The 26676-nt window shown below is 70.3% G+C and carries 22 protein-coding genes; 10 read left to right on the forward strand and 12 right to left on the reverse strand.

The features are described 5' to 3' along the window. The first annotated feature begins 23 nt into the window (after nt 1-23). The 5 genes from QSK36_RS25355 to sigJ all read left to right on the forward strand — a co-directional run bounded on the left by QSK36_RS25355 (nt 24) and on the right by sigJ (nt 4131). Nucleotides 24-539 carry a hypothetical protein gene (locus QSK36_RS25355; RefSeq protein ID WP_285784110.1) on the forward strand — a complete coding sequence of 172 codons (516 nt, stop codon included), beginning with the start codon at nt 24-26 and terminating at the stop codon, nt 537-539. Nucleotides 540-1029: 490 nt separating this feature from the next. Then, nucleotides 1030-1911 carry an SDR family oxidoreductase gene (locus QSK36_RS25360; protein WP_285784111.1) on the forward strand — a complete coding sequence of 294 codons (882 nt, stop codon included), beginning with the start codon at nt 1030-1032 and terminating at the stop codon, nt 1909-1911. A gap of 19 nt (nt 1912-1930) precedes the next feature. Continuing rightward, on the forward strand, nt 1931-2791 hold the full coding sequence (locus tag QSK36_RS25365; protein WP_285784112.1) for an NAD(P)H-binding protein: 861 nt from the start codon (nt 1931-1933) through the stop codon (nt 2789-2791). A 7-nt stretch (nt 2792-2798) separates the two neighbouring features. Beyond that, nucleotides 2799-3185 (forward strand): DoxX family protein, encoded by a 387-nt coding sequence (locus QSK36_RS25370; protein ID WP_182900532.1) that lies wholly within the window; start codon nt 2799-2801, stop codon nt 3183-3185. Between the two features lie 28 nt (nt 3186-3213). Then, nucleotides 3214-4131 (forward strand): RNA polymerase sigma factor SigJ, encoded by a 918-nt coding sequence (gene sigJ / locus QSK36_RS25375; protein ID WP_285784113.1) that lies wholly within the window; start codon nt 3214-3216, stop codon nt 4129-4131. 62 nt (nt 4132-4193) lie between these two features. On the opposite strand, the gene QSK36_RS25380 is transcribed toward sigJ, so the two are convergent. The 6 genes from QSK36_RS25380 to QSK36_RS25405 form a co-directional block, all read right to left on the reverse strand. Then, nucleotides 4194-7241, reverse strand: coding sequence for a LamG-like jellyroll fold domain-containing protein (locus QSK36_RS25380; protein ID WP_285784114.1), 3048 nt, complete (start codon nt 7239-7241; stop codon nt 4194-4196). Between the two features lie 289 nt (nt 7242-7530). Beyond that, complete coding sequence (locus QSK36_RS25385; protein WP_139577467.1) at nt 7531-8352, reverse strand: carbohydrate ABC transporter permease; 822 nt, start codon at nt 8350-8352, stop codon at nt 7531-7533. Further along, nucleotides 8349-9329, reverse strand: a complete 981-nt coding sequence (locus QSK36_RS25390) for a carbohydrate ABC transporter permease (protein WP_182900535.1) — start codon at nt 9327-9329, stop codon at nt 8349-8351. The genes QSK36_RS25385 and QSK36_RS25390 overlap by 4 nt, the downstream gene beginning before the upstream one ends. 59 nt (nt 9330-9388) lie before the next feature. Next, nucleotides 9389-10669 carry a sugar ABC transporter substrate-binding protein gene (locus tag QSK36_RS25395; protein ID WP_285784115.1) on the reverse strand — a complete coding sequence of 427 codons (1281 nt, stop codon included), beginning with the start codon at nt 10667-10669 and terminating at the stop codon, nt 9389-9391. Between the two features lie 103 nt (nt 10670-10772). Then, nucleotides 10773-12491, reverse strand: coding sequence for a carbohydrate-binding protein (locus QSK36_RS25400; protein WP_285784116.1), 1719 nt, complete (start codon nt 12489-12491; stop codon nt 10773-10775). A 136-nt stretch (nt 12492-12627) separates the two neighbouring features. Then, the gene (locus tag QSK36_RS25405; RefSeq protein ID WP_285784117.1) at nt 12628-14655 is read right to left on the reverse strand and encodes a glycoside hydrolase family 127 protein; all 2028 of its coding nucleotides are present in this window, start codon (nt 14653-14655) and stop codon (nt 12628-12630) included. Between the two features lie 289 nt (nt 14656-14944). On the opposite strand from QSK36_RS25405, the gene QSK36_RS25410 reads away from it, so the two are divergent. Further along, complete coding sequence (locus QSK36_RS25410) at nt 14945-15961, forward strand: LacI family DNA-binding transcriptional regulator (RefSeq protein WP_285784118.1); 1017 nt, start codon at nt 14945-14947, stop codon at nt 15959-15961. An 81-nt stretch (nt 15962-16042) separates the two neighbouring features. Here QSK36_RS25410 and QSK36_RS25415 read toward each other — a convergent pair whose 3' ends face one another. Next, entirely contained in the window at nt 16043-17872 is a 1830-nt protein-coding gene (locus tag QSK36_RS25415) for an ABC transporter ATP-binding protein (RefSeq protein ID WP_285784119.1), read from the reverse strand. A 100-nt stretch (nt 17873-17972) separates the two neighbouring features. Between QSK36_RS25415 and QSK36_RS25420 the strand changes: the two genes are divergently transcribed. Then, nucleotides 17973-18158, forward strand: a complete 186-nt coding sequence (locus QSK36_RS25420; protein ID WP_285784120.1) for a hypothetical protein — start codon at nt 17973-17975, stop codon at nt 18156-18158. A gap of 15 nt (nt 18159-18173) precedes the next feature. Continuing rightward, entirely contained in the window at nt 18174-19052 is an 879-nt protein-coding gene (locus QSK36_RS25425) for a polysaccharide deacetylase family protein (RefSeq protein ID WP_285784121.1), read from the forward strand. 72 nt (nt 19053-19124) lie between these two features. Here the strand turns inward: QSK36_RS25425 and QSK36_RS25430 are convergent, their stop codons facing one another. The 4 genes from QSK36_RS25430 to QSK36_RS25445 all read right to left on the reverse strand — a co-directional run bounded on the left by QSK36_RS25430 (nt 19125) and on the right by QSK36_RS25445 (nt 23431). Continuing rightward, nucleotides 19125-19940 carry a carbohydrate ABC transporter permease gene (locus QSK36_RS25430; protein WP_285784122.1) on the reverse strand — a complete coding sequence of 272 codons (816 nt, stop codon included), beginning with the start codon at nt 19938-19940 and terminating at the stop codon, nt 19125-19127. Nucleotides 19941-19992: 52 nt separating this feature from the next. After that, nucleotides 19993-20940: a carbohydrate ABC transporter permease gene (locus QSK36_RS25435; protein ID WP_285784123.1), complete on the reverse strand. Its 948-nt coding sequence runs from the start codon at nt 20938-20940 to the stop codon at nt 19993-19995. A gap of 1 nt (nt 20941) precedes the next feature. Beyond that, nucleotides 20942-22195, reverse strand: a complete 1254-nt coding sequence (locus QSK36_RS25440; RefSeq protein ID WP_285784124.1) for an ABC transporter substrate-binding protein — start codon at nt 22193-22195, stop codon at nt 20942-20944. A gap of 108 nt (nt 22196-22303) precedes the next feature. Continuing rightward, on the reverse strand, nt 22304-23431 hold the full coding sequence (locus QSK36_RS25445; RefSeq protein ID WP_285784125.1) for an ROK family transcriptional regulator: 1128 nt from the start codon (nt 23429-23431) through the stop codon (nt 22304-22306). A gap of 74 nt (nt 23432-23505) precedes the next feature. On the opposite strand from QSK36_RS25445, the gene QSK36_RS25450 reads away from it, so the two are divergent. Together QSK36_RS25450 and QSK36_RS25455 are read left to right on the forward strand one after the other, a co-directional pair. Next, nucleotides 23506-24771, forward strand: coding sequence for a Gfo/Idh/MocA family protein (locus QSK36_RS25450; RefSeq protein WP_285784126.1), 1266 nt, complete (start codon nt 23506-23508; stop codon nt 24769-24771). 165 nt (nt 24772-24936) lie between these two features. Further along, nucleotides 24937-25755, forward strand: a complete 819-nt coding sequence (locus QSK36_RS25455) for a collagen-like domain-containing protein (RefSeq protein WP_285784127.1) — start codon at nt 24937-24939, stop codon at nt 25753-25755. A 134-nt stretch (nt 25756-25889) separates the two neighbouring features. On the opposite strand, the gene QSK36_RS25460 is transcribed toward QSK36_RS25455, so the two are convergent. Further along, nucleotides 25890-26633: an SDR family NAD(P)-dependent oxidoreductase gene (locus QSK36_RS25460; protein WP_285784128.1), complete on the reverse strand. Its 744-nt coding sequence runs from the start codon at nt 26631-26633 to the stop codon at nt 25890-25892. Nucleotides 26634-26676: the final 43 nt, after the last annotated feature.

The following is a 26676-nucleotide window of genomic DNA, read 5'->3' on the forward strand; positions in this document are numbered from 1 at the left end:
GAGGCTACATGATGCGAAGAGCGGTGCGGACCAGATGGATCACCGCCGGCGCGGTGCTGACCGTGTCGGCGGTGGTGGCGATGGCGTTGGCGGCGTGGACGGAGATCCGCGTTCCCCACAGCTACGACTTCACCTTCCCCGGCTCCTACGAGTCGTCGGTCCTCGATGAGAGGTCGACCGAGACGAGGACCGTGACGTACGCTGTCACGACGCCCCACATCATCGTGGACCTGCGGGGTAGGGTCGACGTGCGGGTCGCTCCGGGCGTCCCCGGACGCATCACCGTCAAACGGGAGACCACCTGGCACGGCGGGGGACCGCCCTCGATGAGCGAGACCTGGGAGTCGGGGAAGACGCTGCGTGTCGAGGTGACCTGCGCGCGGGGCCCAGGACGGGTGAACCCTGACTGCCACACCGTCTACACCTTGAGCGTGCCATCCGCCACCGGCGTGCTCGTGACGACACCCGACTGGACCATGCCGTGCTCGCCAACCCCGGCGGAGGTTGTCTGCGGCCCCGCTTCACACGATCCGTCATAGGAGGGCATGGGGTGAGATCCCGCCTGTGTGGCCCGAGGCCGTCGGCGTAGAGCACGAGGATGCTTTTCCAAGCCTGGGCCTCGACGATCGGCTCTGCCCTCGATGCGCCCAGCCGGCTTTGTCCATGTCGGCTCCGCCTTCGCAGCGCCGCACCGTAGGGACAGGGCAGGCCGGCGGACGCTCACGTGGCGCTCGCCGGAGCGGCCAGGACGACGGCCACGACGGGCGCTGCGAGCGTGATGGCGGCGATCGTGGCCAGCCGTTTCCTCAACCAGCTCATACAACCTCCCGGGATCGAGAAACGTGATCGAGACGCTGACGGGCCCCGTTGCGCGATCCGGTGGTCGAGAACACGCGAACATCCGAGTGTGGTCGCCGCCCGCGACGTCACACTTCGCTCCCCGCCGGTCCTCTTAGGAGGCGTGACCGTTCCCGTACGCGCCACAGCGGACGGGACGGCGTGATCCACGGCGACAAGGAGCACCTCGGTATGACCGTTCTCGTCACCGGAGCCACCGGCACCGTACGGCAGGTCGTCCGGCATCTACTGGAGCGCGGCCGGAAGGTGCGGGCGCTGACCCGCGACCCCGGCCGGGCCGTCCTGCCGTACGGCGTGGAGGTGGCGGCGGGTGACCTCACCGACGCCGCCGGCCTGGAGGAGGCCTTCGACGGCGTCACCGCCGTCCATCTGATCAATTTCGGCGTCGGCTACCGGCCTCTTGCCAACGGACGCGACATCGTCGCTCTCGCGGAACGGGCCGGGGTCGGCAGGGCCACCGTCCTGGGCGGCTGGCAGGAGGGCACGCTGGAGCCGGCCGTCAGGGCGAGCGGCCTGGAGTGGACCTTCCTGCGGCCGATGCAGTTCATGGCCAACTTCCTGAACGACTGGGGCGAGTCGCTGCGGACCACCGGGCGGGTGCGTGAGCCGTACGGCGATCGCCAGAGCCCGCCGGTCGACGAGTACGACATCGGCGCCGTCGCGGCGGCCGTGCTGACGCAGGACGGTCACGGCGGCAGGTCCTATCACCTCACCGGCCCCGAGGTGCTCACCGCACGGCGGATGGTCGCGATCATCGCCGAGGCGACCGGACGTGACCTGCGGTTCGAGGAGCTCACCCCTGACCAGGTGCGCCGCGAGTGGAGCGTGCCGGGCCGGCGTCCGCCGCTGTCCCTCTTCCGCGCGTTCGCCGAGGCCGCGGGAGCCGACGAGGCGGACCTGGTGGAGAGCCTGCTGCGGATGTACGGCACGCCCAACGAGTACGCCACCACCCTGACCGACCACGTGGAGCAGGTCGTCGGCCGTCCGCCGCGCACGTTCGCCCAGTGGGCCGCCGAGCACGCCCGTCACTTCCTGCCCACCAACCCGCGCTGACCGGACGAAGGCGAAAACCATGATCCTCATCACCGGCGCGACCGGCGCCGTCGGGCGTCTCGTCGTCCGGCGACTCGTCGCCGAAGGCGCCCGCGTACGTGCCGTGAGCCGCTCTCCGCGCGACGCGGCCCTGCCGCACGGCGTGGAGGTCGTCCAGGGCGACCCGGCCCGGCCCGACACGACGGCCGGGCACTTCGCCGGCGTCGAGGCGATCTTCCTGCACTCGCGCACCTTCGGCGACTCCGCCGACCGGCTCCTCGCGCTGGCCGCCGAGCGGGGCGTGCGCAAAGTGGTGGCCCTGTCGGCGATGAACATCGACGACCCGTTCGACCTGCAGCCGTCCCGCCATCGGGGAGACCGGAACAAGGAGGCCGAGGAGGCGGCCGTCGCCAGCGGCCTGGCCTGGACCAGCCTGCGCGCCAGCGCCTTCGCCGGCAACACCCTGCAGGCGTGGGGCGCCCAGATCCGCGCCGGAGACGTCGTGCGCTACGTGCACGCGGGCTTCCGGGAGTCCGTGCTCGACGAGCGGGATCTGGCCGAGGTCGCGGCCCGCGCGCTGCTCACCGACGAACTGGTGGGCCGCCGGCTGGAGCTCACCGGGCCGGAGTCGCTGTCGCACGAGGAGATGGTGGCCGTGATCGCCGCCGCGCTCGGCAGGCCCCTGCGCTTCGAGGAAGTCCCATCGCGGGCCGTCGCCGCGCACCTGATCGGCATGGGGCTGCCCGAACCGTTCGTGCGCGCCTTGATGGCCAGGTACGACCACTACGCCGGCCGCGACCAGCATCCCCCGACGGGTGAGATGGACAAGGTCCTGGGCCGTCCCGCACGGACGTACGCCGACTGGGTGGCCGACCACATCGCCGCCTTCCGGAACGGATGAGCCTGCGATGCCGACCGCCTACGTCGTCACCGCTCTGGTGACCATCGCCTTCAACACGTTCTCCGGATTCGCGGCCATGACCCGGTTCGCGCCGATCATGCGTACCCTCGGCCCCGCGCTCGCCCGCGCCGGCGTGCCGGAGTCGTGGCTGGTCTGGCCGATCGGCGCGCTGAAGGCCCTGGGCGCGCTGGGACTCGCGCTCGGGCTGCTCGGCGTGCCCCTCGTCGGCACGGCCGCCGCCGCGGGCCTTGTCCTCTATTTCGTCTGCGCCCTGTACACCCATCTGCGCGTCGGCGACTTCTCGCCCCAGTTCTACCTGGCGATCGTGTTCCTCGGCCTGGCGGCCGCCACGCTGGCGCTCGATCCCGCCCTGGTGCTGCACGCGACGCGCTGATCCGGTATCCGTAGCGGTAAGGAGTCCCATGATGCGTGAAATCCCCGCGGCCGACGCTTCCGAGGTGTTCGCCGGCCACCGCGAGTTGCTGTTCTCCATCGTCTACAACATGCTCGGCACGGTCGGCGACACCGAGGACGTGCTTCAGGAGACCTGGCTGGCGTGGGCGGCGCGGGATGTGGCCGGCATCGACAACCCCCGCGCCTACCTGGTGCGTGTCGCGGTCAACCAGGCCCTCACTCACCAGAGCGCGTTGCGCAGGCGCAAGGAGACCTACCTGGGCCCGTGGCTGCCGGAACCGCTGATCACCGGTCCCGACGCCGCCGAGCCCGCCGTACGCGCGGAGTCGGTGTCGATCGCGCTGCTGGTGATCCTGGAGACGCTCACCCCGCTGGAGCGGGCCGTGTTCGTCCTGCACGAGGTGTTCGCCTACCAGCACACCGAGATCGCCGCCATGCTGGACCGCAGCCCGACCGCGATCCGGCAGCTCGCCCACCGGGCCCGCGAACACGTACAGGCGCGGCGTCCACGCGCCCGGGTCGACCGGCGTACGCACCGGGAGGTGACCGAGCGCTTCGTCGAGGCGGCGTTCGGCGGCGACCTGCCCGCGCTGATGGAGATGCTCGCGCCCGACGTCGTCCTGTGGCCCGACGGCGGAGGCAAGTCGGCGGTGGGCGGGCCGCGTCCGATCCGCGGCCGCGACAAGGTCGCCCGGGTGGTCGTGGCCAACGCGCGCGGCGGCGTGGACGTCCGGCACCGCCAGGTCAACGGCGACCCCTCCGTGGTCATCTTCGCGGAGGACGCGCCCCTCGCGGTGATGGTGCTCGACCTCGACGCGGGCGGGGAGCAGGTGCGCGACATCTACGTGGTCAGCAACCCCGACAAGCTCGGATCCGTCTCCGACCACACCGCCGGCCGAGGTTCGGAAACCCCCGAAACGAGTTGACGTGCCGCACGTCGAAGGGCCGGGCGCCCGGAGGACGCCCGGCCCGGCGACATCGGCCGGGTTTATCCGACGCGCTTCCAGGGACCGTTCGGGTCGCCTGGCTTCTGGTTGCGGGTCCACCACTTCGCCTGGTAGACGACGCCCTGGTAGTCCGCCCGGTCGCCGGCGACGAAGATCCGTGACGGGGTCCAGGCAGCGGTGCCGTCCGCCGTGGTCACGATCTCCTGCCACGGGCCGTACGGATCGCCGGGGGTCTGGTTCTTCGTCCACCACGAGGCGCGCCAGACCGATCCGTGGTAGGACACCTGGTCACCGGTGTCGTAGACGGTGGTGGCGGCCCAGGCCGGCGGGTTGCCGATGACGATGGAGACGGTCTGCTCGGTGGTCAGCCCGTTCGTGCCGACCGCGTCGATCTTGAGCTGGTAGGTGCCGTTCGGGTAGGCGGTGGTGTCGACGACGAGGTTGGGGTGGAGCCCGTCGTTGTGGCTGCCAGGTGCCTTGGTGTTGTCGGTCAGCCAGACACCGTCGCGGTTGAGCTCGATGTAGGTGTAGGACACGTCGGACGCCGTGCCGCCGAGGTCGACGGTGAAGGTCGGCGTGCCGGAGACGGTGGCGCCGTCGGCCACCGAGACGCCCTTGATCGTCAGGTAGGGCGCGAGGGTCCAGAAATGGTCGGGGACGGCGGCGTCGCCTGTCGCGGGCGCCGGGCTGGCGACGACGGTCGCGTTGCGTCCGTTGCCCGACGAGTCCGCGACGGCCGTTCCCGTGCTCTCGTCGAACGTGTAGCGCAGGACGTCGCCCGCGCCGGCCTGACCGGTCGCGAGGGTGGACACCTCGGACGCGGTCAGCGCGCGGCTGTAGACGTTGAAGTCGTCGACCGCGGCGGCCAGGTACGGGTCCCCCGAGTACTGCGAGCGGCCGATCCAGTTCTGGGTGGTGGCGCCGAGGCTGGAGGGGTGCAGGGTCAGGTTGGTGTTGGTGCCCACGACCTGGTCGTTGACGTAGAGGGTGCCGGTGGTGCCGGACACGGTCACCGTCACCAGCGACCAGGTGTTGAGCGGAAGCGTCGTGGTGGAGCTGATCTGCTGCTCCCCGCCGGCGCCGCTGGTCGTGATGGCGAAGCGGAGCCCGGTGTTCTTGTTGAGCGTCAGGAACATGTAGTTCGACGCGCCGGTGCCGAAGTCGAAGACGCGCGACCACGTCGTGTTCTTGGCCGGGTTGACCCACGTCGAGACCGTGAAGTCGCCCGTGACGCCGCTCACCGCGCCTCGCGGCACGTTGACGTACTGGTTGGCTCCGGACAGCGCGACGGCCTTCCCGAGCTTGCCGGCCACCCGGGTGCCGCCGATACCGGAGGACGTGACGGTGGTGTCACTCCACTGCACGACCTGGGCGCCCGAGTCCTTGCTCATGCCGTCGACGGCGAGCACCAGACCTGTGTCGTAGTTCACGAGCTGGTTGTGGCCCTTCCCGTCGGGGACGACCTGCCAGAGCTGGGTGTTGCCGCCGGTGTCGGTCTCCACGACAGCGGACGCGCCGTTGCCGGACGAGGCGTCCTTCACCCCGAGCACCAGGCCACTGGCCGCGTTGACCACCTTGTACAGGCCGGAGCCGGTGGCGACCAGCTTCCACTTCTGCGTGGCGCCGCCCGCGACGGTGGCCTGGTTCACGAGGGTCCCGGCCGACGTCCCCGCATCGTGGGTGTCGAGCGCGAGCCCGCTGTTGAGATTGGTGATCCGGTAGGTGCTCTCGAGGTCGGTCGCCGTACCGGCGCCGCTGATCACCAGGTGGTAGGCGTCGGCGGAGCTCATCGCCACCGGCACGGTGATGGAGCCGTCGGTCACCTGGTAGACGGTGTCGGAGATGGTGATCGGGCCGGCGACGGGGTTGGTGCGCCCGTACGACGGGGTGTACTCGAGCGTGGCGTGGACGGTGCCGCCCAGGTCGAGCTTGTCCAGTCCGTCGACTTTGACGGCGGTGGCGCCGCTGCCGCCGCCGAAGACCACGCTGACCTGCTTCTTGTCGCCGGGCACGGCGGCGGCGCCGTCGAGGCCGGTCGTGGCGTTGGGCGGGGTGGTGGTGACCATGTCCCCGCTCATGTCGGCGTACCACTTGTAGAGCCAGTAGGCGCCGTTCGGGCTTCCGCCGGTGCCGGTCAGCAGGTCGCCGAGCGCGCCGTAGCCGTTCCAGAACGCGAGCTCGGCGTCGTGGATGCCGTATCGCTCGAACTTCGCGATGTACCCCACCAGGGCGCCCGGGATGCCGACCTCGGAGGGCGCCGCGTACTCCTCGATCGCGATCGGGCGCGGACTGATGCCGAGGTCCTTCATGATGGCGTTGACCTTGGCGAGGTCACCCACGATCTTGCCCGAGTTGATCAGTTCGTGCCAGGCGAGGATGTCGGGGACCGTGTCGGTCTCGACCGCGTTCCTCAGGAACTTCTCCATGTCGTTGATGTTGTCGGAGAAGCTCGGGCCCTGGATCGGCGTGGTCGGGTCGAGCGATCGCACCTGACGGAAGGTCTTCGTCCAGAAGTCCTCGTAGGTGCCGTTGGACGAGAGCCAGGTGTTGTCCGACTCGTTCCACAGCTCGTACGCCGCCATGTTCGTCGCTCCGGACGCCTGGACGGCCTTGACCTGCTGCTCCACCACGCCCGGCCAGGTGTCCCAGCTGAACTTGTACGGCCAGCCCGCGTAGTAGTCCGACAGGCGGTTCACGACCTTCGCGCCCGCTCTGGCCGCCTTGTCGGCGACCACCAGCACGTCGCCCTTGGCCTGCTGCTTGCCGCCCACGGCCATCTGGACGAAGGTGTTCGGCTTGATGGCCTTGACCAGGGCGTCGGAGGGCGTCGCGTCGTCGGCGAGGCCGTACAGGGACCCCGTCGCGACATGCGTGACCGGGCGGAAAGGCTGGTCGGCCTTCACCACGAGCGTGGACGCGGGGACCGGCGCCGCGGCCGCGGACGCGGGCGCGGCGGAGAGGGCGGCTCCCGCGGCCGCACTCGTGAGCGCGGCCACCAGGGCCCCCACGCGGCGGGACGCGCCCCGGACCCGGTCGCGGCCACGGCGCGGGGCTGAAGCACCTCCCGAGGAGGATGCCGTTCGAGACATGGGTGCTACTCCTTTGCGTTGCGTGAACGAGGGGGCGTTCACATCCGTTGTGCGTCGTCTCGAAGGGCTCCCGGGCCGGTGCCGTCGGCACGAGATGTTAGCGCTAACATTCAGGAGCGCCGCAGATGACGGCGTTCTTGGGTATGCGGGGCGCTTCCTCCGAGGGGCGGGACGGCAGGGGCCGGCCCGGGATCCCCTGACGTGTGGTGCGTACAGAGGCGACGGACGATCCGTGGCCCCTGTCAGCGCTCCTGTGGTGCGAGCGGGATCCATACCCGCACCAGAGTCCTCAGTCCTTGACGGCGCCGGCGGTGACGCCCGCGGCGACGTAACGCTGGGCGATGACGAGCAGCACGGTGGCCGGGATGGAGGCGACCACGGCGGTGGCCATGATGGCGTTCCACTCCTGGTTGTTGTTGCCGATGTAGTGGTAGATCCCCAGCGTGATCGGCTGGTGGCCGCCGCCCTGGTCGAGGGTGGAGGCGAAGACGAAGTCCGACCAGGCCCACAGGAACGCGAACAGCGACACGGTGATGACCGAGTTGCGGCTGACCGGCAGCACGACCGACCAGAACGTGCGGAATGCACCCGCACCGTCCACCCGGGCCGCCTGCATCAGCTCCTCGGGAATGCCGGACATGAACGCGGTGAAGATCAGCACCGCGAACGGCACCGCCAGCGTGGAGTCGGCCACGATCAGCCCCGGCACGGTGTTCAGCACTCCGGTGCTCAGATAGATCGCGTAGAACCCCATCGCCATGATCACGCCGGGGATCATCTGCGCGATCAGCAGCACGAAGCTCAGCACCCCGCCGCCGCGCGGGCGCAGCTTGGCCAGCGAGTAGGCCGCGGGCGCCGCGATCACCAGCGTCAGGGCCACGGTGCCCAGCCCCACCACGAGGCTGGTGGCGAGGTAGGGCCCCTGCTGCTCCAGCACCGCGCGGTACCCCTCCAGCGTCCCGTGGACGGGGAACCAGTACGGCGGCGACTTGCGCATGTCCTGGTCGCGGGTGAACGACACGTTGATCATCCAGTAGACCGGGAACAGCATGAGCGCGGTGAACACCACGCCCAGGCCGGTCCGCCACCAGGTGCGCCGGGTCTGCGTCATGCCGCCCCCTGCCGTCGCTGCACGCGGATGTAGACGAGGCCGAAGACCAGCGCGATCACGATCAGCAGGTTGCCGACCGCCGCGCCGGGCCCGAAGGAGGGCAGCAGGTTGCCGAAGCCCAGCCGGTAGGACCAGGTGGCCAGCGTCGTGGACGCGTCGCTCGGCCCGCCCTTCGTCATGATCCAGATGATGTCGAACACCTTCAGCGTGTAGACCAGCCCGAGCAGCAGCGTGATCGCCGAGACCGGCCGCAGCAGCGGGAACGTCACCCGCCAGAACCGCTGCCAGCCGGTCGCCCCGTCCAGGGCCGCCGCCTCGTGGATGTGGGAGGGGATCGCCTGCAGGCCGCTGTACAGCACGACGAGGTTGAACGGGATCCCGATCCAGATGTTGGCGATGGTCACCGACCACAGCGACCAGTCCGGGGACGTCAGCCAGTTGACCGGGTCGATCCCCACCGCCGCGAGCACCGCGTTGACCACGCCCGACTCGCTGTTGAGCATCCACGACCAGGTCGAGGACGACACGATCAGCGGCAGCAGCCACGGCACCAGGAACAGCGCGCGCAGGGTCGCCGACAGCCGGAAGTTCCGGGTGAAGAACACGGCCAGGGCGAGCCCGATGGTGAACTGGAAGGCCAGCGACACCGCGGTGAACACCACCGTGTGCCACAGCGCCGGCCCGAAGGTGGCGTCGCGGACGACCTTCGCGTAGTTGGCGAGCCCCGTGAACGGCGCGTCCCCCTGCACGAACGACCGCACCGTGTAGTTCCGCAGGCTCAGGTCGACGTTGCGGTACAGCGGATAGACGTAGAACGCGAGCAGGTAGACCACCACCGGCGCGAGGAACGCCCACGCGGCCCACTGACCCGATCGCCGTGCGGGTGCGCGGCGGCCGCCTCCGGCCCGTGACGCCGGGGCCCGCTCCCGCCGGCCCGCCGCGGTCGGCGGGGCCGGCGTCTGTGTTGCGTGTTTCATGCTTTCCTTCATCTGGACGACCAGAGGCGGGCCCGGAGACGACGCCCCGGGCCCGGACGCTACTGGACGGCGCTCGCCGCCGTGGCCTGGGCTGCCGTCAAGGCCTCCTGCGGCGGCTGCGACCCGCTCAGCGCGGCCTGCATCGCCTTCCACATGGGCTCGGAGATCTTCGGGTACTTCGTGCCGAGGTTGTCGCTGGTGCGGCCCTTGGCGGCCTTGACCGCCTCCACCCACACCTTCAGCTCGGCGTTCTGCTCGACCTGCTTGGTCTGCACCTCCTCGGTCGGCGCGATGTACGACAGCGTGGTGTCGGTGGTGTAGGAGTTGCCGGTGCTGGCCAGGCACGTCACCAGCTTCTGGGAGGCGACGTAGCGGGCGGCGTCCTTCTGCACGGGAAGGGTGACGAACTCGCCGCCGGTCGGGGCGGGGGCGGTGCCGCCATCCTTGGCGGGGATCGGGATGATGCCGTAGTCGAAGCCGGTCTTCTTGGCGTTGGCGAGCTGCCAGGTGCCGTTCTCGCCGAAGGCGAAGTCCCCGGTCGCGAACTCCTGCCAGCTCGTGGTCTGGGTGTTGTTGATGACGGAGGTGGGGGCGTAGCCCTTCTTCACCCAGTCGGTCCACAGCGACAGCGCCGCCACACCCTCCGCGGAGTCGAGCTTCGTGAGGTTCGCGCCGGAGCCCCAGAACCAGGGCAGGAACTGGAAGCTGCCCTCCTCGGTGCCGATGGCCGAGAACGTGATGCCCTTCTTGCCCGCCGCCTTCACCTTCTCCAGCGCCGCGGTCAGCGACGCCCAGTCCTTCACCGCGGCCGCGTCCACGCCGGCCTTCTTCAACACCGCCTTGTTGTAGTAGAGGGCGAGGGTGTTGGCCCCGATCGGGATGCCGTACGTCTTGCCGCCGAGCTGGCCCGCCGCGAGCAGGTTCGGCGAGACGGTCGAGGTGTCGATCTTCGTCTCGTCGGTCGAGGTGAGCACCCCCGCCTCCGCCAGCGTCGAGACGACCGGGTTGTCCACGATCAGCACGTCCGGCGAGTTGCCCTGCTGGGCCGCCAGCAGCGCCTTGTTGGTCAGGTCGGTGGTGTCGTAGCCGGTCCGCTTGACGGTCACCCCGGCCTGCGTCCCGCACTGCGTGAGCAGCTTCACCCAGTCGGAGGAGTCGTCGAACTGCGGGTAGGGGTCCCAGATCGTGTAGGTCCCGCCCCCGGCGGCCTGGCTCGCGCCCGCCGAGGAGGCGCCGTCGCCGTCGCCGGACGACCCGGAGCACGCGGTGAGACCGCCCGCGACGGCGAGGACCACCAGGCCCAGGCCGGCGACGCGCCGGCCCCTGTCGAGGCTCTTCATATCGTTCTTCCTTTCGACGGCCGGCGTCCGGCCGCTGTCATCTCGTTCACCGGCGCGGGTCCACGCGGTCAGGGCGCGAACCCGCGCGGCGGCTCAGGTTGGTTCAGGTGAGCTGGATGTAGTCCAGCTCGGCATAGCCGGTTCCGCCGCCGAAGGAGGGGGACCCCTTGGCCAGGCGGATCATGTTGTAGCCCGCCCGCAGGTTCACCGTGGTGCTGACCGTGGCGCCGAACTGGCCCCAGGCGGCGGTGGGCGGATAGCTGACCGTCGTCCAGGCGCCGCCGTTGTACGCCAGCCCCTGCGTGGCGGTCGCCCCGGTGGCGTTGGCGTAGCCGATGGTCATCGTGTACGCCCGGGCGGTGGGCACGTTCACCACGAAGTCGACGTAGCTGTCCGTGTTGTGATCACCGTTGTTGTTGTCGATGCGCCCGACGTAGCCGCCCTCGGACGCGCTGGAGCCGGTCAGCCGCTGGGCGCGGAAGACGGCCGCGTTCTCCGCCTCATAGCGCTGCTGGTAGGACGGCACACCGCTGACCGGCTGGATCACCAGGTTGTAGGCGCTGGTCGCCGACATGTTCGGCACCGACACGTCGATCTGCCCGTTGCTCACGGCGTACGTGCTCGTGGAGATGGTCGTGGGCGCGGTCACGGCGGTGAACCGGCCGTTCGCGGGGGTCGACTGCAGGGTCACCCGGACCGAGGAGCCCAGCGCGCCGATGCCGGTGACGCGGACCGTGTTGGTGCCCGGCTCGTTGCCGAAGACCACGTTGACGATCTTCCGGGTGGAGTCGTAGGAGGCGAAACCGTCCAGCCCGGTCTGGGTGGCCGGGGTGGTGGTGACCATGCGGCCGGCCATGTCGCCGTACCACTTGTACAGCCACCAGGTGCCGGTGGGCTGGCTGTTGTTGACGACAAGCCCGTTCATGGTGCCGTATTCGTACCAGAACGCCCGGTGCGCCATCTCGACGCCGGCGCGCTCGAACTTGGCCACGTAGCTGGCGATGCGGCCGGGGACGTCCACCTCACTGGTGGCCGCGTACTCGTTGATCGCGATGCGGCGGGGGCTGATGCCGAGCGAGGACTCCAGGGAGCGGTAGTCGGCGATGTGCGCGGCGATGGCGGTGGGGTCGCCCAGCTCGTGCCAGCAGATGATGTCGGGCAGTGTGCCCGCGGCCTTGGCGCTGCTCAGGAACGACGACAACCAGGAGCGGTTGTAGTAGGCGATGCTCGGGCCGACGATCGGCGTCGTGGCGTCCAGTGCCCGCACGGCCCGGTAGGTGCGCGTCCAGCCGTCGTTGAACGACCCGGCGGCGGAGGTGTTCCACGTCCAGTCGGGCTCGTTCCACAGCTCCCAGCCGATGACGTTGGTCACCGAGGTCGCGTTGAGCCTGGCCCGGACCATCGTGTTCACCTTGGCCAGCCAGTCGTCCCAGCTCACCCACTGATAGGGGAAGTTCGGATAGATGTCCGGCATCCGGACGAACTCCCCGGCCCCGACACGGATGGCCTGCGGTGCAACGAGCAGCGAGTCGCCGCCGGGTGGCTGGCCGTTGGGCCTCTGCCCCACGCCGGGGGCGGGCTGCGTCAGCGAGTTGACCTTCAGCGGCAGCAGCGCGGAGTCGGCCGGGCGGCTGTTTTCCGCCAGGCCGTACAGACCGCCGGCCGCGACGTGGGTGACGGGCCGGAAGGGCTGCGCCACGTTCACCGTCAGGGTGGCGCCCGCCGCCTCGGCGGGCGCCAGTGGGACGAGCGCCCCGGTCAGTGACACGGCCAGCGACACGGCCAGCGCGGACAACAGGGTCGCGCGTCGGGGTCTGCGCATCTACTTACCTCGCTCTTTCTGTGCTCAGGTGGGGGGTGGAGAGGAGGTGAAGCCGGGACCGCCCGCCCCGAATTCGGCGGCGCGCGCCGCGAGCGGTCCCTCTGTCGACGCGGGCCGTACGCTGCGGCCCGCGAGGTCATTCCGTGGCGGCGACCGGGATCCAGACCCGCATCGGGCCCTCGCTCCGGTTGCCCCACAGGAAGTACGGCACCGCCGTGAGCGTGAACGACGTGCCCGGCCGCTCCCGCCTGATCCCGGTGGCGTACAGCGAGTCGCCGGCGTGGGCGACCAGCCCGCCCGCGTTGATCACGACCGGGATGTCCGGCAGGTCCTCCCGGTGACCTGATGTGATCGGAGCGGCGGCGACCGCAGGGACGGCAGGGACGGCAGGGACGGCAGGGTCCAGCCGCACGTCCTCCAGGACCGTGCCGGGCGGCAGGTCGGCCTGCTCCAGGCAGTACACGAGCGGGCCGCGCGCCAGGGCGACGCAGCCCCGCACCGCGTCCACTCGCGGATGCGCGCTCACCTGCCGGACCGGCATCTCCAGATCGAGGACGACCGTCGTGCCCGGCGCCCAGGCCCGGGTGAGCCGGATGTAGCCGTCCCGTGCGGGGGCCATCACCGGGCCGCCGTCGATACGGACCGTGTACGCGTCGCACCAGGCCGGCACCCGCAGCGCGAGCGTCCAGGTGGCGGCGGTCTCGGAGGTCACGGTCAGCTCGATCCGGCCCTGCCAGGGGTATTCGGTGCGCACGTCCACCCGTACGGCGGCGCCCGCGACCTCGGCGTTCACGCTGCCCGAGGCGTACAGGTGGATCTGCAGGCCGTCGTCGTGGGCGGTGGCCAGATAGCCGTGCAGCGAGGCCATCAGCCGGGCGATGTTGGGCGGGCAGCAGGCGCACGAGTACCAGGGCAGCCGGCGCGACGCCGCCTCCTCACCCGAGCTCGCGTGTCCCGTGCGCAACTGCAGGGGGTTGGAGTAGAAGAAGTGCCTGCCGTCGGACGACACGGCGGCGGCGACCGCGTTGTACAGCGCCCGCTCCATCTCGTCGGCGTAGCGGGCCCGGCCGGTGGCCAGCAGCAGCCGCCAGTTCGCGTGGACGCTCGCGATCGCCGCGCAGGTCTCGGCGTAGGCCCGGTCGGGCGGCAGCTCGTACGGGTCGCCGTACGCCTCCTCGCGGTGGCGCGAGCCGTGCGCGCCGGTCACGTAGGAGCGCCGGTGGACGGCGTCCTCCCACAGTCGCTCGGCCGCGTCCAGCAGCACGTGGTCGCCCGTCTCCACGCCCACGTCGACCATCCCGGCCAGCAGGTAGAGCTGGCGTACGGCGTGGCCGGTGACCTCGCGGGCTTCCCGTACGGGCACGTGGTCCTGATAGTAGGCGGGCCCGAACCGCCCGTGCCCGAGCAGCCCCCGTCCGCGCAGGTCGAGGAACCGGCGCGCCAGGTCCAGATAGGGCCGGTGGCCGGTCAGGCGGTACAGCTCGGCGAGCGCGGTCTCGATCTCCGGATGCCCGCAGACCTCCTCGACACCGCCCGGGCCGAACCGCTCCACCAGCAGGTCCGCGAACCGCCGGGCCACGGCCACCAGCGCGGGGCTCACACCGGTGCGGGCCGCCGCCACCGCCGCCTGGAAGAGATGGCCGGCGCAGTAGAGCTCGTGGCTCCAGTCCGGCTTGCGCCACCGCTCGTCCGGCGCGACGACGGTGAAGTAGGAGTTGAGGTAGCCGTCCGCCTGCTGGGCGCGGGCGAGCAACGCGACCGTGTCCTCCACGAACGACCGCAGCGCCTCGTCGCCGGACGAGGTGCCCAGCTCCCAGGCCGCGGCCTCCAACGTCTTGTGCACGTCGGAGTCGGCGAACCACATGCCGGCGAACGCCTCATCCGACTCGCCCGCGGCGGCTCGGAGGTTGCCGATGTTCCCGGCGTGGTGCAGGTTGTCCACGCAGTGCGGCAGCGTGTCCTCGGCGTTGCGCCGCTGCCACCGCCCCAGCAGGCCTCCCGTGTCGAGACGGGCCTGGTCCGGGTTCAGCGGCCGCAGCGCGGCGACCGCCCCGGGCCCCGGAGCGACCGGCCCCGCGGAACCGTGGAGGTCGAACGGGGCCGACGCCCGCATCGTCCGGACGCTGGGAGCGGCAGAGGTGTCTGACAACTTCTGCTCAGTCATGCCTCATCTTTCGTGGAGCAGCGGACGTCCTTCACGCCGCCGAGGAGTTTCCCGCTCACGGCGAGGGACGCGGGAAGTCCGCCGAGGCGGACCGCCCTGGTGACTGCGAAGCGAGAAGCCAGGGGCGTGTCGCCTGCAGTAGGAAACTAGGAAAACGATTGCCGTCACGGTATCCAACCGGCTTCCAGACCGTCAATAGCCCGTTTCCGCCTTGTTACAGGGGCTTCGGAGTCGCACGTACGGCCTATAGAGTGGGACTCAGGCAACCCCCTAGGAAAGTGGAGGAAACGTGGGAAAGCTGGAGCGTCATGCCACGATCGCCGACGTCGCGGCGCTGGCCGGGGTGTCGGTGGGCACGGCCTCCAAGGCGCTCAACGGACGCGGATCGCTGCGGGAGGAGACCCGCATGCGCGTCCGGGAGGCGGCCCGGCAGCTCAGCTTCGAGGCGAACGCGGGTGCCCGGAGCCTGCACTCTGGCCGCACCTACACGGTCGGCATGATCACGACGGACACGATCGGGCGGTTCAGCATCCCCGTGCTGATGGGCGCGGAGGACGCGCTGGGCGCCGGGGAGATGTCGGTCTTCCTCTGTGACGGGCGCGACGATCCCATCCGCGAGCAGTACTACGTCAAGACCCTCCTCAGCCGCCGGGTCGACGGCGTGATCGTGACCGGCCGGCGCACCGAGGCACGGGCGCCCATCGGCGCCAACCTGCCCGTGCCCGTGGTCTACGCCTTCATCAGCTCGGCCGACCCCGGCGACTGCTCGGTGGTCCCGGACGAGGCGGGCGGCGCCCGCAAGGCGGTCGAGCACCTCCTGGCCGTCGGGCGCACCCGGATCGCCCACATCACGGGACCCGAGCACCACAACTCCGCACGGGTACGCGCGGCCGCGGCCACCGAGCGGCTCACCGAGGACGGGCTGTCCCTGGTCGCTCCGCCCCTGTTCGGCGGATGGAGTGAGGTGTGGGGCCGCCAAGCCGTCGGCATCCTCCTGGCCGGCCGGACCGAGTTCGACGCCGTCTTCTGCGGCAGCGACCAGATCGCCCGGGGCGTCTGCGACGCGCTGCGGGCCGCCGGCCGCCGGGTCCCCCAGGACGTCGCCCTCATCGGCTTCGACAACTGGGACGTCATGACCGAAGCCTGCCAGCCGCCGCTGACCAGCATCGATCTGAACCTCGAGGGGCTCGGACGGTCGGCGGCGGAGATGCTCCTGGCCGCCATCAACGGCTCCCCCTCCCCCGGCCGCCACGCCCACCCCTGCCGGCTCGTGGTCCGGGAGTCGACCACCGTACCGCTCCCGTGACCGGTTCGGCCGCTCCGCCTTACGGCGCGCCGCGCGACCCCGCGGGGTCGTGGAATCCGCGCTGCCGGCCCCGGGCTCCGGTCAACGGTGGAGTGCGTCCGGGGCGTCGTCCTCGATGAGGAAGCCCCCGGACTGGTGGTGCCAGAGCCTGGCGTAGGGGCCTTCGGCCTGCAGCAACTCGCCGTGGGTGCCCTGCTCCACGATGTGTCCCCGGTTGAGCACGACAAGCCGGTCCATGCGGACGACGGTGCTCAGGCGGTGCGCGACCACGAGTGCGGTCCGGTCCTGCATCAGGCGCCACAAGGCTTCCTGGACGAGGATCTCGCTTTCGGAGTCCAGCGCGCTGGTCGCCTCGTCCAGCAGCAGGATGGGGGCGTCGCGCAGGATGGCGCGCGCGAGCGCGATGCGTTGCCGCTGGCCGCCGGAGAGCTTGACGCCGCGCTCGCCGACCAGGGTGTCGAACCCGTCCGGCAGGGCCTCCACGAACTCCGTGACGTGCGCCGCGCGCGCCGCGCGGAGGATCTCGGCGTCGGTGGCGCCCGGCCGGGCGAACGCGAGGTTGTCGCGCACGGACCGGTGGAACATGGCGGGTTCCTGAGGGACGTAGGCGATGAGGCTGCGCAGGTCGGCCTGACGCAGCCGGGCGATGTCCTGGCCGCCGATCAGGATCCTGCCGCCGTCCACGTCCATGAGCCGCAGCAACAGCCGGGTGAGCGTGCTCTTGCCGCCGCCGGACTGGCCGACCAGCCCGATCTTGGCGCCGCTGGGGATGTCCAGGTCCAGGTGGTCGAACAGGGGCGGGCCGCCGGCGTACCCGAACCTCACCCGCTCGAAGCGGACGCTCGCGTCGGCCGGGCGCAGGGGCTGCGGATCGACCGGATCCACCACGGTCGGCGGCACGAGGAGCAGCTCGGTGAACTGGGCCGCTTCGGTGAGCACGCTCTCGATGCGCCGGTAGATCTGGTTGAACTCGAACATGATGTTGATCGTGTTCGTGTAGTAGGTGAACGTCACCACGATGGCCTCCACACCGAGGCCGCCGCGGAGCGCCACGGCGAGGAGCAGGCCCACGGCGCTGGTGAGCACCGACAGCGGGGCCACGACGGTGTCCACCCGGAGGTTGCCGTAATCCCAGGAGCGGAGGGACAACCTGCGCTGCTCGGCGATCCTCACCCGATGTTCGGCGGCTTCGCGGTCCTCGGCGGCGAACGCGCGGACCGTCTCCATGTTGGTCAGCACGTCGGCGACGTGGCCCGACACCAGCACTCTGGCGGCCTCGCGTTCGTCGACCAGCGCCTGGCGGCGGCGGATGAGCGGGGCGACGAGAACGCCGGTGACGATGATGAGACCCACGAGAACGAGGACCAGCAGCGGGTGATATCGCCACAGCACCACCGAGGCGAAGGCCAAGGGCATCAGCTTGGCCATGATCGAGAATGTGAGCGTGTCGGCGAATTCCTCGAACCTGGAGGAGAAGCCGATCACCCGCTTGGTGAGCGAGCCGGCGAAGTTGTCGTGGAAGAACGCGGTGTCCTTGGCCAGCAGCTCGTCCATGCCCACCACGCCGAGCCGCTCGATGCCCCGGGCGTCGGTGCGGTTCAGGAAGTGCAGCCCCACCCGCCACAGCGCCTCGCCCGTCAGCAGCATCGCGCCGAAGCCGAGCACGTACGGCAGCAGCGCGTCGACGGTGCCGTCCCCGCCGCCGGACAGGTGCCCCACGAGCGCGGCCACCGCCAGCGGCGCCAGGTAGAACAGGCAGATGTTCCCCAAGGCCGGCAACGTCAGCGCGGGCACCGCGACCCGCCATTGGCGCCTCAGCTCGCCGCAGTAATAGCGCAGCACCAGCAGAACCGCCGATTTTCGTACGGATGGGCCGTTTCCAGCGCCATCGACCGCCCCGAGCACAGCCATCAGCCCTCCCCGAACGCCGACATCGCCGTGGACATGCTGCCGCAGGGCGTCACTGGAGAGCGAGCGATTTTCCGCCACCCGGCTACGGAGAGTAACCGACGTGTTCACTCGACCCGGCGCGATCACCGGAGCGTCGAGCGGGACCGGCGTCGGCAACGCCGACCACGCCCTGCTGGAGTGGATTACCGAGGCGGTGTCCGCGGGAACGGTCGTAGGGCTGTCCACGCGGGTGGCCGAGGGGCCGGTCGTGCCCACGTACGGGAACGGCGGCGGGGTGGACCTCTAGAAGAGAGGACGTGCTGTGGCCAAGGAAATCTTCGTAGCGTTCGGGATCGACGTCGACGCGGTCGGCGGCTGGCTCGGCTCCTACGGCGGTGAGGACTCCCCGGACGACATCTCGCGTGGTCTGTTCGCCGGCGAGGTGGGCGTGCCGCGGCTCAACGCCCTGATGAAGAAGTACGACCTGCCGTCGACCTGGTTCTGGCCGGGTCACTCCATCGAGACCTTTCCCGAGCAGTTCGACCAGGTCGTGGCCGCCGGACACGAGATCGGCGTGCACGGGTACAGCCACGAGAACCCGATCGCGATGAGCCGCGAGCAGGAGTCCACCGTTCTCGACTACTGCATCGACCTCATCGAGACGCGCACCGGCCGGCGCCCGACGGGGTACGACGCGCCGTGGTGGGAGTTCTCGCCGGTCACCAACGAGCTGCTGCTCGAACGCGGCATCAAGTACGACCACTCGCTCATGCACCGCGACTTCGAGCCGTACTACGTGCGCGTGGGCGACACCTGGCCGAAGATCGACTACGACAGGGACGCCCGCGAGTGGATGAAGCCGCTCGTGCGCGGGCACGAGACCGACCTCGTCGAGATCCCGGCGAGCTGGTACCTCGACGACCTGCCGCCGATGATGTTCATCAAGACCAGCCCGAACAGCCACGGCTTCGTCAACCCTCGCGACATCGAGGAGATGTGGCGCGACCAGTTCGACTGGGTCTACCGCGAGTCAGAGTACGCCGTCTTCACCATGACGATCCACCCGGACGTCTCGGGCCGCCCGCAGGTTCTGCTCATGCTGGAGCGCCTCATCGAGCACATCAACAAGCACGAGGGCGTCCGGTGGTCCACGTTCGACGCCATCGCGAACGACTTCACGGCCCGCCGGCCCCGGGCGTAGCCGTCCCGGTCCCGAGCAGGAGCCCTCGGCCGTCTCAGGGGTGGCCGCGCGCTCCGCGGCCGGAGCGATGGGTCAGCCCTTGCTGCCGGTGTGGGCGATGCCCTGGATGAACTGTCGCTGCAGGAACACGAAGACGGCGATCACGGGAAGCGAGGCGATCAGGGAGCCGGCCATGAGGACCGGGTAGTCGGTCTGATACTGGCCCTGCAGCGAGGCCAGCCCCGCCGACAGCGTCATCTTCTCCGGATCGGTGTTGACCACCAGCGGCCAGAACAGGTCGTTCCACGCCCACAGGAGCACGAGCACGGACAGCGCCACCAGCCCCGGTCTGGCCAGCGGCAACATGATCGACCAGTAGATCCTGACCGGGCCCGCGCCGTCGAGCCGGGCCGCCTCCTCCAGCTCGCGCGGCAGCCCGAGGAAGAACTGCCGCAGCAGGAACACCCCGAACGCGCTGAACAAGCCGGGCACGGTGATCGCCTGGAGGCTGTTGAGCCACCCGAGCGAGGACATGATCTGATACTGCGGGATCACGAAGAGCTGCGGCGGCACCATGAGGACCGACAGGAACACCCCGAACAGCACGTTCCTGCCGGGGAAGCGCAGCCGGGCGAAGGCGTAGGCGGCCATCGAGCAGAACAGCACCTGCCCGGCGACCCGTCCCGCCGCCATGACGACCGTGTTGACGAACTGGTCGCCGAACGGCAGCAGGTCGAAGACCTTGGCGTAGTTGTCCCAGCGGCCTTCCGGCAGGAACGTCGGCGGCACCCGGGTGGCGCTGCTGAGCGTCTTGAGCGAGGTGATGACCTGCCACACGAACGGCGCCACCATCGCCAGCGACGCCGCGACGAGCACAGCGTGCACGCCGAAGGCCCGGCGCTCAGACATGCGGTGGTCAGACATGCGGTGGTCAGACATGCGGTGGTCAGACATGCGGTGGTCAGACATAGTGCACCCACCTCCGCTGGAGCCGGAACTGCAGGATCGTCAGCCCCGCGATGAGCACGAGCAGCGCGATCACAATGGCGGCCGCGTAGCCGCGGTCGTTGGTGACGAAGGCCCGCTCGTAGAAGAGCTGCACCACGGTCTGGAGCCGCCCGTACGCCGGGTTGGCCCGCGCCGACTGGCCCGACCCGGTCATCACGAAGACGAGGTCGAAAAGCTGCAGCGAGCCGATCACCGAGACGATCGAGACGAAGAACGCGGTCGGCGACAACATCGGCAGCGTGATCGAGAAGAACTGCCTGACCCGCCCCGCCCCGTCGAGGGAGGCCGCCTCGTACAGCTCCTTCGGGATGGCCTGCATGCCGGCCAGGAAGATGATCAGGTTGTAGCCGATGCTGCTCCAGATGCCCACGACGACCAGCGCGTACATCGCCGTGGCCGGATCGGCGATCCAGTTGGGCCCGTCGCTGCCGACCGTCGCGAGCACCTGGTTGACCAGGCCGTAGTCGCCGTTGTAGAGCCAGCGCCAGAGCATCGCGACCGCGACCGGCATGGTGACCACGGGCAGGAAGAACGCGGTGCGGTACACGCTCACGCCCCGCAGCCCCGGCCGGTTGAGCAGCGCCGCGAACACGATCGCGAGCGGGATCCCGATCAGGCCGAGGGCGGTGTACGCGAGCGTGTTGAGCATCGCCCGCCCCACCTCGGGATCGCCGAGGAGCCGGGTGTAGTTGTCGAGCCCCGTCCAGGTGTGCCCGCCGAACGCCCCCCACTCCGTGAAGGAGAAGTAGGCGGTCTGCAGGACGGGCCACAGGTAGAAGACGGCCAGGCCGAGGCCTGTGGGGGCGATGAACGCATACCCCCACAGCGCCTCGGCGCGGGGCCGCCGCGCCTTCTCCACCCGGGCCGCCCGTACGGCCCGCGATCCGGCGGTGGTGGTCACGTCACTCCTTGGCCAGCAGGTCGTTCATGCCGGCCGCCAGGTCCGCGGCCGCCTTCTCGATGGGCACCTCACCGGTCCACGCCTTGGTGAGGTTGGTGAGCTCCGCCTCCTGCCAGGCCGCGGTGTTCTTGGAGACGGGGTACGGCACCGCGTACGCGACGGCGTCGAGGAAGACCTGCAGCTTCAGCTCGGGATGGGCGCCCACCCAGGCGCTCTGGGTGCCGTTGTAGGCCGGGATCGGGCCCTTCTTGCCGAGGATGTCGGCGGCCGGCTTGGAGCCGAGGAACCTGACGAACTCCCACGCCTGCGCCGGGTGCTCGGTCTTGGCCGACATCACGTTGGCGACGCCGTGGATGATCGTGGCCTGCTTCTCACCCTTCGGCAGCGGGGCGACGTCCACCTTGTCCTTGGTGTAGTCGTTCTTGGTGAACTCGGCCACGTCCCAGGAGCCGCCCCAGTACATCGCCAGTTTGCCGGCCTCGAAGAGCTGGAGCGGAGCGGTGTCGGTCATGGTCTTGAGGTCCGGCGACTGCCTGGCGGCGATCAGGTCCGTCCAGAACTTCAGGCCCTCGATGGTCTTGGGGTCGTCGTAGCCGGACTTCCCGCCGTCCGGAGAGATCACGTAGCCGCCGGCCTGGTAGATGGTGTTGTACTGGTATTCCTGGAAACTCGTGAGCTCGGCTCCGATGGCGTAGACGCCCTTGTCCGGGTCGGTGAGCTTGGCGGCCGCCTCCTTGAAGTCGGCCCAGGTCCAGCCGTCGGCCGGGTATTTCACCTTGGCGGCGTCGAAGAGCGTCTTGTTGTACCAGACGCCGACCGTGTCCATGTCCTTCGGCAGGCCGTACAGCTTGCCGTCGTACGTGTAGAGGTCGACCAGCGCCTTGGGGTAGACCGACGTGTCGACCTGCTCCTCGATCGGCTTGATCACGCCGTTGGAGGCGTAGAGCTGGAAGTTGGGGCCGTTCATCCAGAAGACGTCGGGCGCCGCCCCGCCGCTCGCCGCGGCCTTGAGCTTGGTCCAGTAGTCGGCCCACGGCGTCAGCTGGACGTCGACGGCGATGTTCGGATGCGTCCTGGTGAACTCCGCCGCCAGCTCCTGCATCGCGCTCTGCTGGGTCGCGTCCCAGACTCCGTAGGACAGCGTCACCTTCTCCTGCGACTGCGCGCCGGAGCCGGCCTGCTCACCGCCCCCGCACGCGGAGGCGAGCAGCGCCGCGCAGAGGAGCGCAGCACCGCGTCGTGCCGACTTCCACATCTCCCGGTCCTCTCCTAGAACGTGGGAGTAATCATGGAGTCCTGTGAAATTTTGTTCAAGGGTGGCTGTGTTACAGATGGCTCACGAGGTTAGGGGCGGCTCACGAGCTCACGGCTGACTCAAGAGCGGGGTGCGGCCGTCGAGCACGCGGTCCTCGACGTCGTCGAGGGCCAGCCGTACGGCGCCGAGCACCACGCCCTCCTCGCCGAGCGCCGACATGCGCACCTCGGGGGTGCGGATGCACCAGCGGTCGAGCTCGCGCCTGAGCGGATCGATGAGCACGTCGGCCGAGCGCGAGAAGCCGCCGCCGACCACGACCATCTGCGGGTCGAGCGCCAGGACCAGCGCGGACGTGCCGAGCGCCAGATCCCTGACGTAGCGGCGCACGGCCGCGGCCGCGGCCCTGTCGCCGGCCCTGGCCGCGGCGAACACGTCGCCCGCCTCGCCGCTGGCGCCGCTCAGGTGCTCCTGCGCGCGGATCCAGCCGAGCACCGGCAGCGCGCCGATCTCGCCCGAGGCGTTGGCGAACCCCTTGTGCAGCTTGCCGTCGATGACCAGGCCCGCGCCCGTACGCAGGCCGGCCAGCAGGAACACCATGTCCTTGGCGTAGCGCGCCACGCCGCGCCAGCACTCGGCCAGCGCGGCGAGCCTGCTGTCGTTCTCGACGAGCACCGGGGCGGGAGCGAGCCGGCGCACGTGGGCGGCCAGATCGACTCCGGTCCACTCGGGCAGCGCCTCCGAGAGCACCACCCTGCCGACGCCGTCCACCAGGCCGGTGGTGCCGACGCCCGAGGCCCACACGTCGCCGCCGGTCAGGCCCGCCGTTTCCAGGCACTCGGTCACCGCGCGGTCGACCGCCTCCAGGCGCTCGGCCCGGCCCATCTCGGGCGTGACGGGGACGCGGGCGGTGTTCTGCACGGTGCCGTCCAGGTCGGCGACGACCGCGCGGACGTTGTGCCCGCCGATGTCGATGCCGAGCACCCGCCCCGCCTCCGCCCTGAACCGGTAGCGCCTGGCCGGGCGGCCCACGCCGCCCGCGGTGGGTTCCGCCTCGGTCAGCCAGCCCTTCTGCAGCAGCTCGCGGACCACGTCCTCGGTGGAGGCCCGCGACAGCCCGGTGTGCTTGGCCACCTCGGTGAGCGTGAGCGACGTCCCGCCCTGCAACGCCTTGATCACGGCAAGCGAGTTGAGCTGCCTGAGCCGTGACAGGTCACCGCCGCTCGGCTCCCCAGCCATCGAGCCCCCCTTGCCGTCGACTTTTCCGGGACGAATAATGATGCTCTCCATGATATTGATTCGGGGAAGGTTCCATGACTGAGGTGACTTTAGCCGTCGTCGGCGGAGGCCTGCGAGGGCTGACCTACGCGCGCCGCGCGCACCACACGGGCGCCGGCCGCGTGGTGGCGGTGGCCGATCCCGATCCCCTCCGGCGTGCCATCTTCGTGGAGGAGTTCGGGATCGCGCCGGATCGGGCGCACGCCGGCTGGGAGGACCTGGCGGCGGGCGGCCGGGTCGCCGACGCGGCGGTCGTCGCCACGCACGACCGGTTGCACACCGAACCGGCGGTGGCGCTGGCGGACCTCGGTTACCACATTCTCCTGGAGAAGCCGATGTCCACGACCGAGCAGGAGGCGACCAGGATCGCCGACGCGGCCAGGCGCAACGGCATCATGCTCGCGGTCTGCCACGTGCTGCGGTACACGTCCTACACGCGGGCGATGCGCGGGCTGCTGGAGGACGGGCGGATCGGGCGGCTCGTCAACGTCCAGCACCTGGAGCCCGTGGGGTGGTGGCATCAGGCGCACTCGTTCGTCCGCGGGCACTGGCGGCGGCAGGACACCTCCGCTCCGATGCTGCTGGCCAAGGCGTGCCACGACATCGACTGGCTCGTCCACCTCTTCGGCCGGCCGCCCGCCCGCGTCTCGTCGTTCGGCTCCCTCTCGCACTTCCGTCCCGAGGACCGGCCCGCCGGGGCCGCCGACAGGTGCCTCGACTGCCCGATCGAGCCGTCGTGCCCCTACTCGGCGCCCCGGCTCTACCTGGGGTGCCTCGGGGATCCGTCGAGCGAGTTCTGGCCGCTGTCGGCCGTCACGCCCGGGCGCACCGAGGCGGACGTGCGGGAAGCGCTGCGCACGGGGCCGTACGGGCGGTGCGTGTACGCGTGCGACAACGACGTCGTAGATCATCAGGAGGTCCTGATGGAGTTCGACGACGGCGCGACGTGCTCGTTCACGATGAGCGCGTTCAGTCCGATGGAGCACCGGCGGACGCGGCTGTTCGGGACGCACGGCTACGTGGACGGCGACGGCCGCACATTGCGCCTGGTCGACTTCCGCACCGGCGCCGAGGAGACGATCACCGTGGACGCCGATGATGCGACGTCCGAGATTCAGGGCCCGTCGGCGGCCGACGGGCACGGGGGCGGCGACGAGGGCCTCACGGACGCCTTCCTCGCCGCAGTGGCCTCGGGCGACGCCGGCCTGCTGCGGTCGGACGCGGACGAGAGCCTGATGACTCATCGTGTGGTGTGGGCCGCCGAACAGGCCCGTCTCACCGGCACCGTCGTGACCCTGTGAATCCCCGCCGCAACGGGTTCGGGTGACTTCTGACCAAGGCGGCTGACATGGAGCGGTGATGCGCATACGTGATCTACGGGAGGACAACCGCCGCTTCCGCTCGGACGTGTATCACTCGCGCCTCTTGCGCGTCAGTCGCCCCTAATGCCTCAGAGAGGGAAGTCCGTGGCTATCAAGTTGCCGGGCGGGCGGAGCATCGGCCTCGTGACGGCCGGTGCCCTGGTCGGGTCGTTCCTGGTCCTCGGTGGCGCGGCCACCGCTTCGTCGGCGAGTGACGCGCCGCTGTACGCGTGTGTGAACAAGAGCACGCGGTATATGCGCCTGGTGAACGCGACGACGACGTGCAAGCCGGCCGAGACCAAGGTGTCGTGGAACAGGACCGGTCCGCAGGGTCCGGTGGGCATCGGCGGCGCCGGCCCGCAGGGTCCTGCCGGTCCCCAGGGGCTGCGCGGCCCCCAGGGCATTCGCGGCCCGCAGGGCCCGAAGGGCGACACCGGCGCCACAGGTCCCAAGGGTGAGCCCGGCAAGGACGGTGCTCCTGGCAAGGACGGCGAGCGTGGTCCCGCCGGTCCGCAGGGCCCGAAGGGGGACAAGGGCGAGACCGGTGCCCAGGGTCCGAAGGGCGACAAGGGCGAGCGCGGCCTCGCGGGTCCCCAGGGCCCGAAGGGGGACAAGGGCGAGACCGGCGCGCGTGGTCCCGCGGGTCCGGCCGGACCCGCGGGCCCCGCAGGCTCCGGGGGTGGATCCGCCAATGTCATCACCAAAGCGGACTCCCTCTACCTGCCGGCCAACGGCGGCAGCGACGAGCTCATGTGCCCGGACGACATGGTCGCCACGGGCGGCGGCTTCATCGCCGGCGGCGGTGCGAGCGTGCCCAACATCACCACGAACGCGCCGTACCTCGTCAACGGCAAGGCGGTCGGCTGGAGGCTCTACGGCAAGAGCGTCAGCGGCACCATCTACGTGATCTGTATGGGGAGCTAGGGGCACCTCAGGGCTGTGCGGTGCACGCGTGAACCGCCACCGCACAGTCACGTGCCCGAGCTTCTAGGTTCGACGCCCCCTGCCGCTCATGCCTCTGCCGCCCGGCGGCCGGGCGGCAGAGCGATTCGGTGGCGCTACCAGGCGGTCGCGCCGCCGTCAGCCGCGTAGTTGGCGCCCGTGATGTACGCCGCCCGGTCGGAGGCGAGGAAGGCCGCCAGCTCGACGATCTCCTCTGGCCGGGCGAAGCGCTTGAGGAGCGTCTTGCGGGTTATCGCGTCCCTGGCCGCTTGGTCGTCGCCGAGATCGCGGTCACTGGCCGGGGTGAGGACCGGCCCGGGGCTGATCGCCACCGCGCGGATCCCGTGGCGCGCACCTTCGAGCGCGAATTGCCGGGTCATGCCGATGACCCCGGCGTTCGCCGCGCTGTGCGCAACCATCGGGGGAACCTCACCGGCGATCATGCCGGCCATGGACGCGACGTTGATGATGACGCCGCCACCCCGCCGGACCAGGTGAGGCCATGCGAACTTCGACACGAAGAAAGGAATGTCGAGTTCGCCCGCGATGGTCACCCGCCAGTCCTCGACCGAGAAATCGGGCATTGGCCCGAAGCGGGGCATGGCCGCGTTGTTATAGACGACGTCGAGCCCGCCGTAGGCCGCCATCGCGTCCTCGACCAGCTGCCGCGCCTGTTCCGGGTCGGTGAGGTCGATGGGCGCGATGCCCGTCATGTCACCTCCGGCGCGACGGACGAGTTCCACCGTCTCGTTGTTGGCATCGACCTGGATGTCGCACCCGACGACCTTCGCGCCTTCTCGCGCGAAGACCAGCGACGCGACCCGGCCCTGACCTCCGGCAGTGCCGGTGATCAGCACCACCTTGCCGTCAAGCGTTCCCATGGAGTTCCTCCTGATCCCTGTG

Origin of the sequence: Microbispora sp. NBRC 16548 (assembly GCF_030268985.1) — a bacterium.
In the GTDB taxonomy this organism is placed as follows: domain Bacteria; phylum Actinomycetota; class Actinomycetes; order Streptosporangiales; family Streptosporangiaceae; genus Microbispora; species Microbispora catharanthi.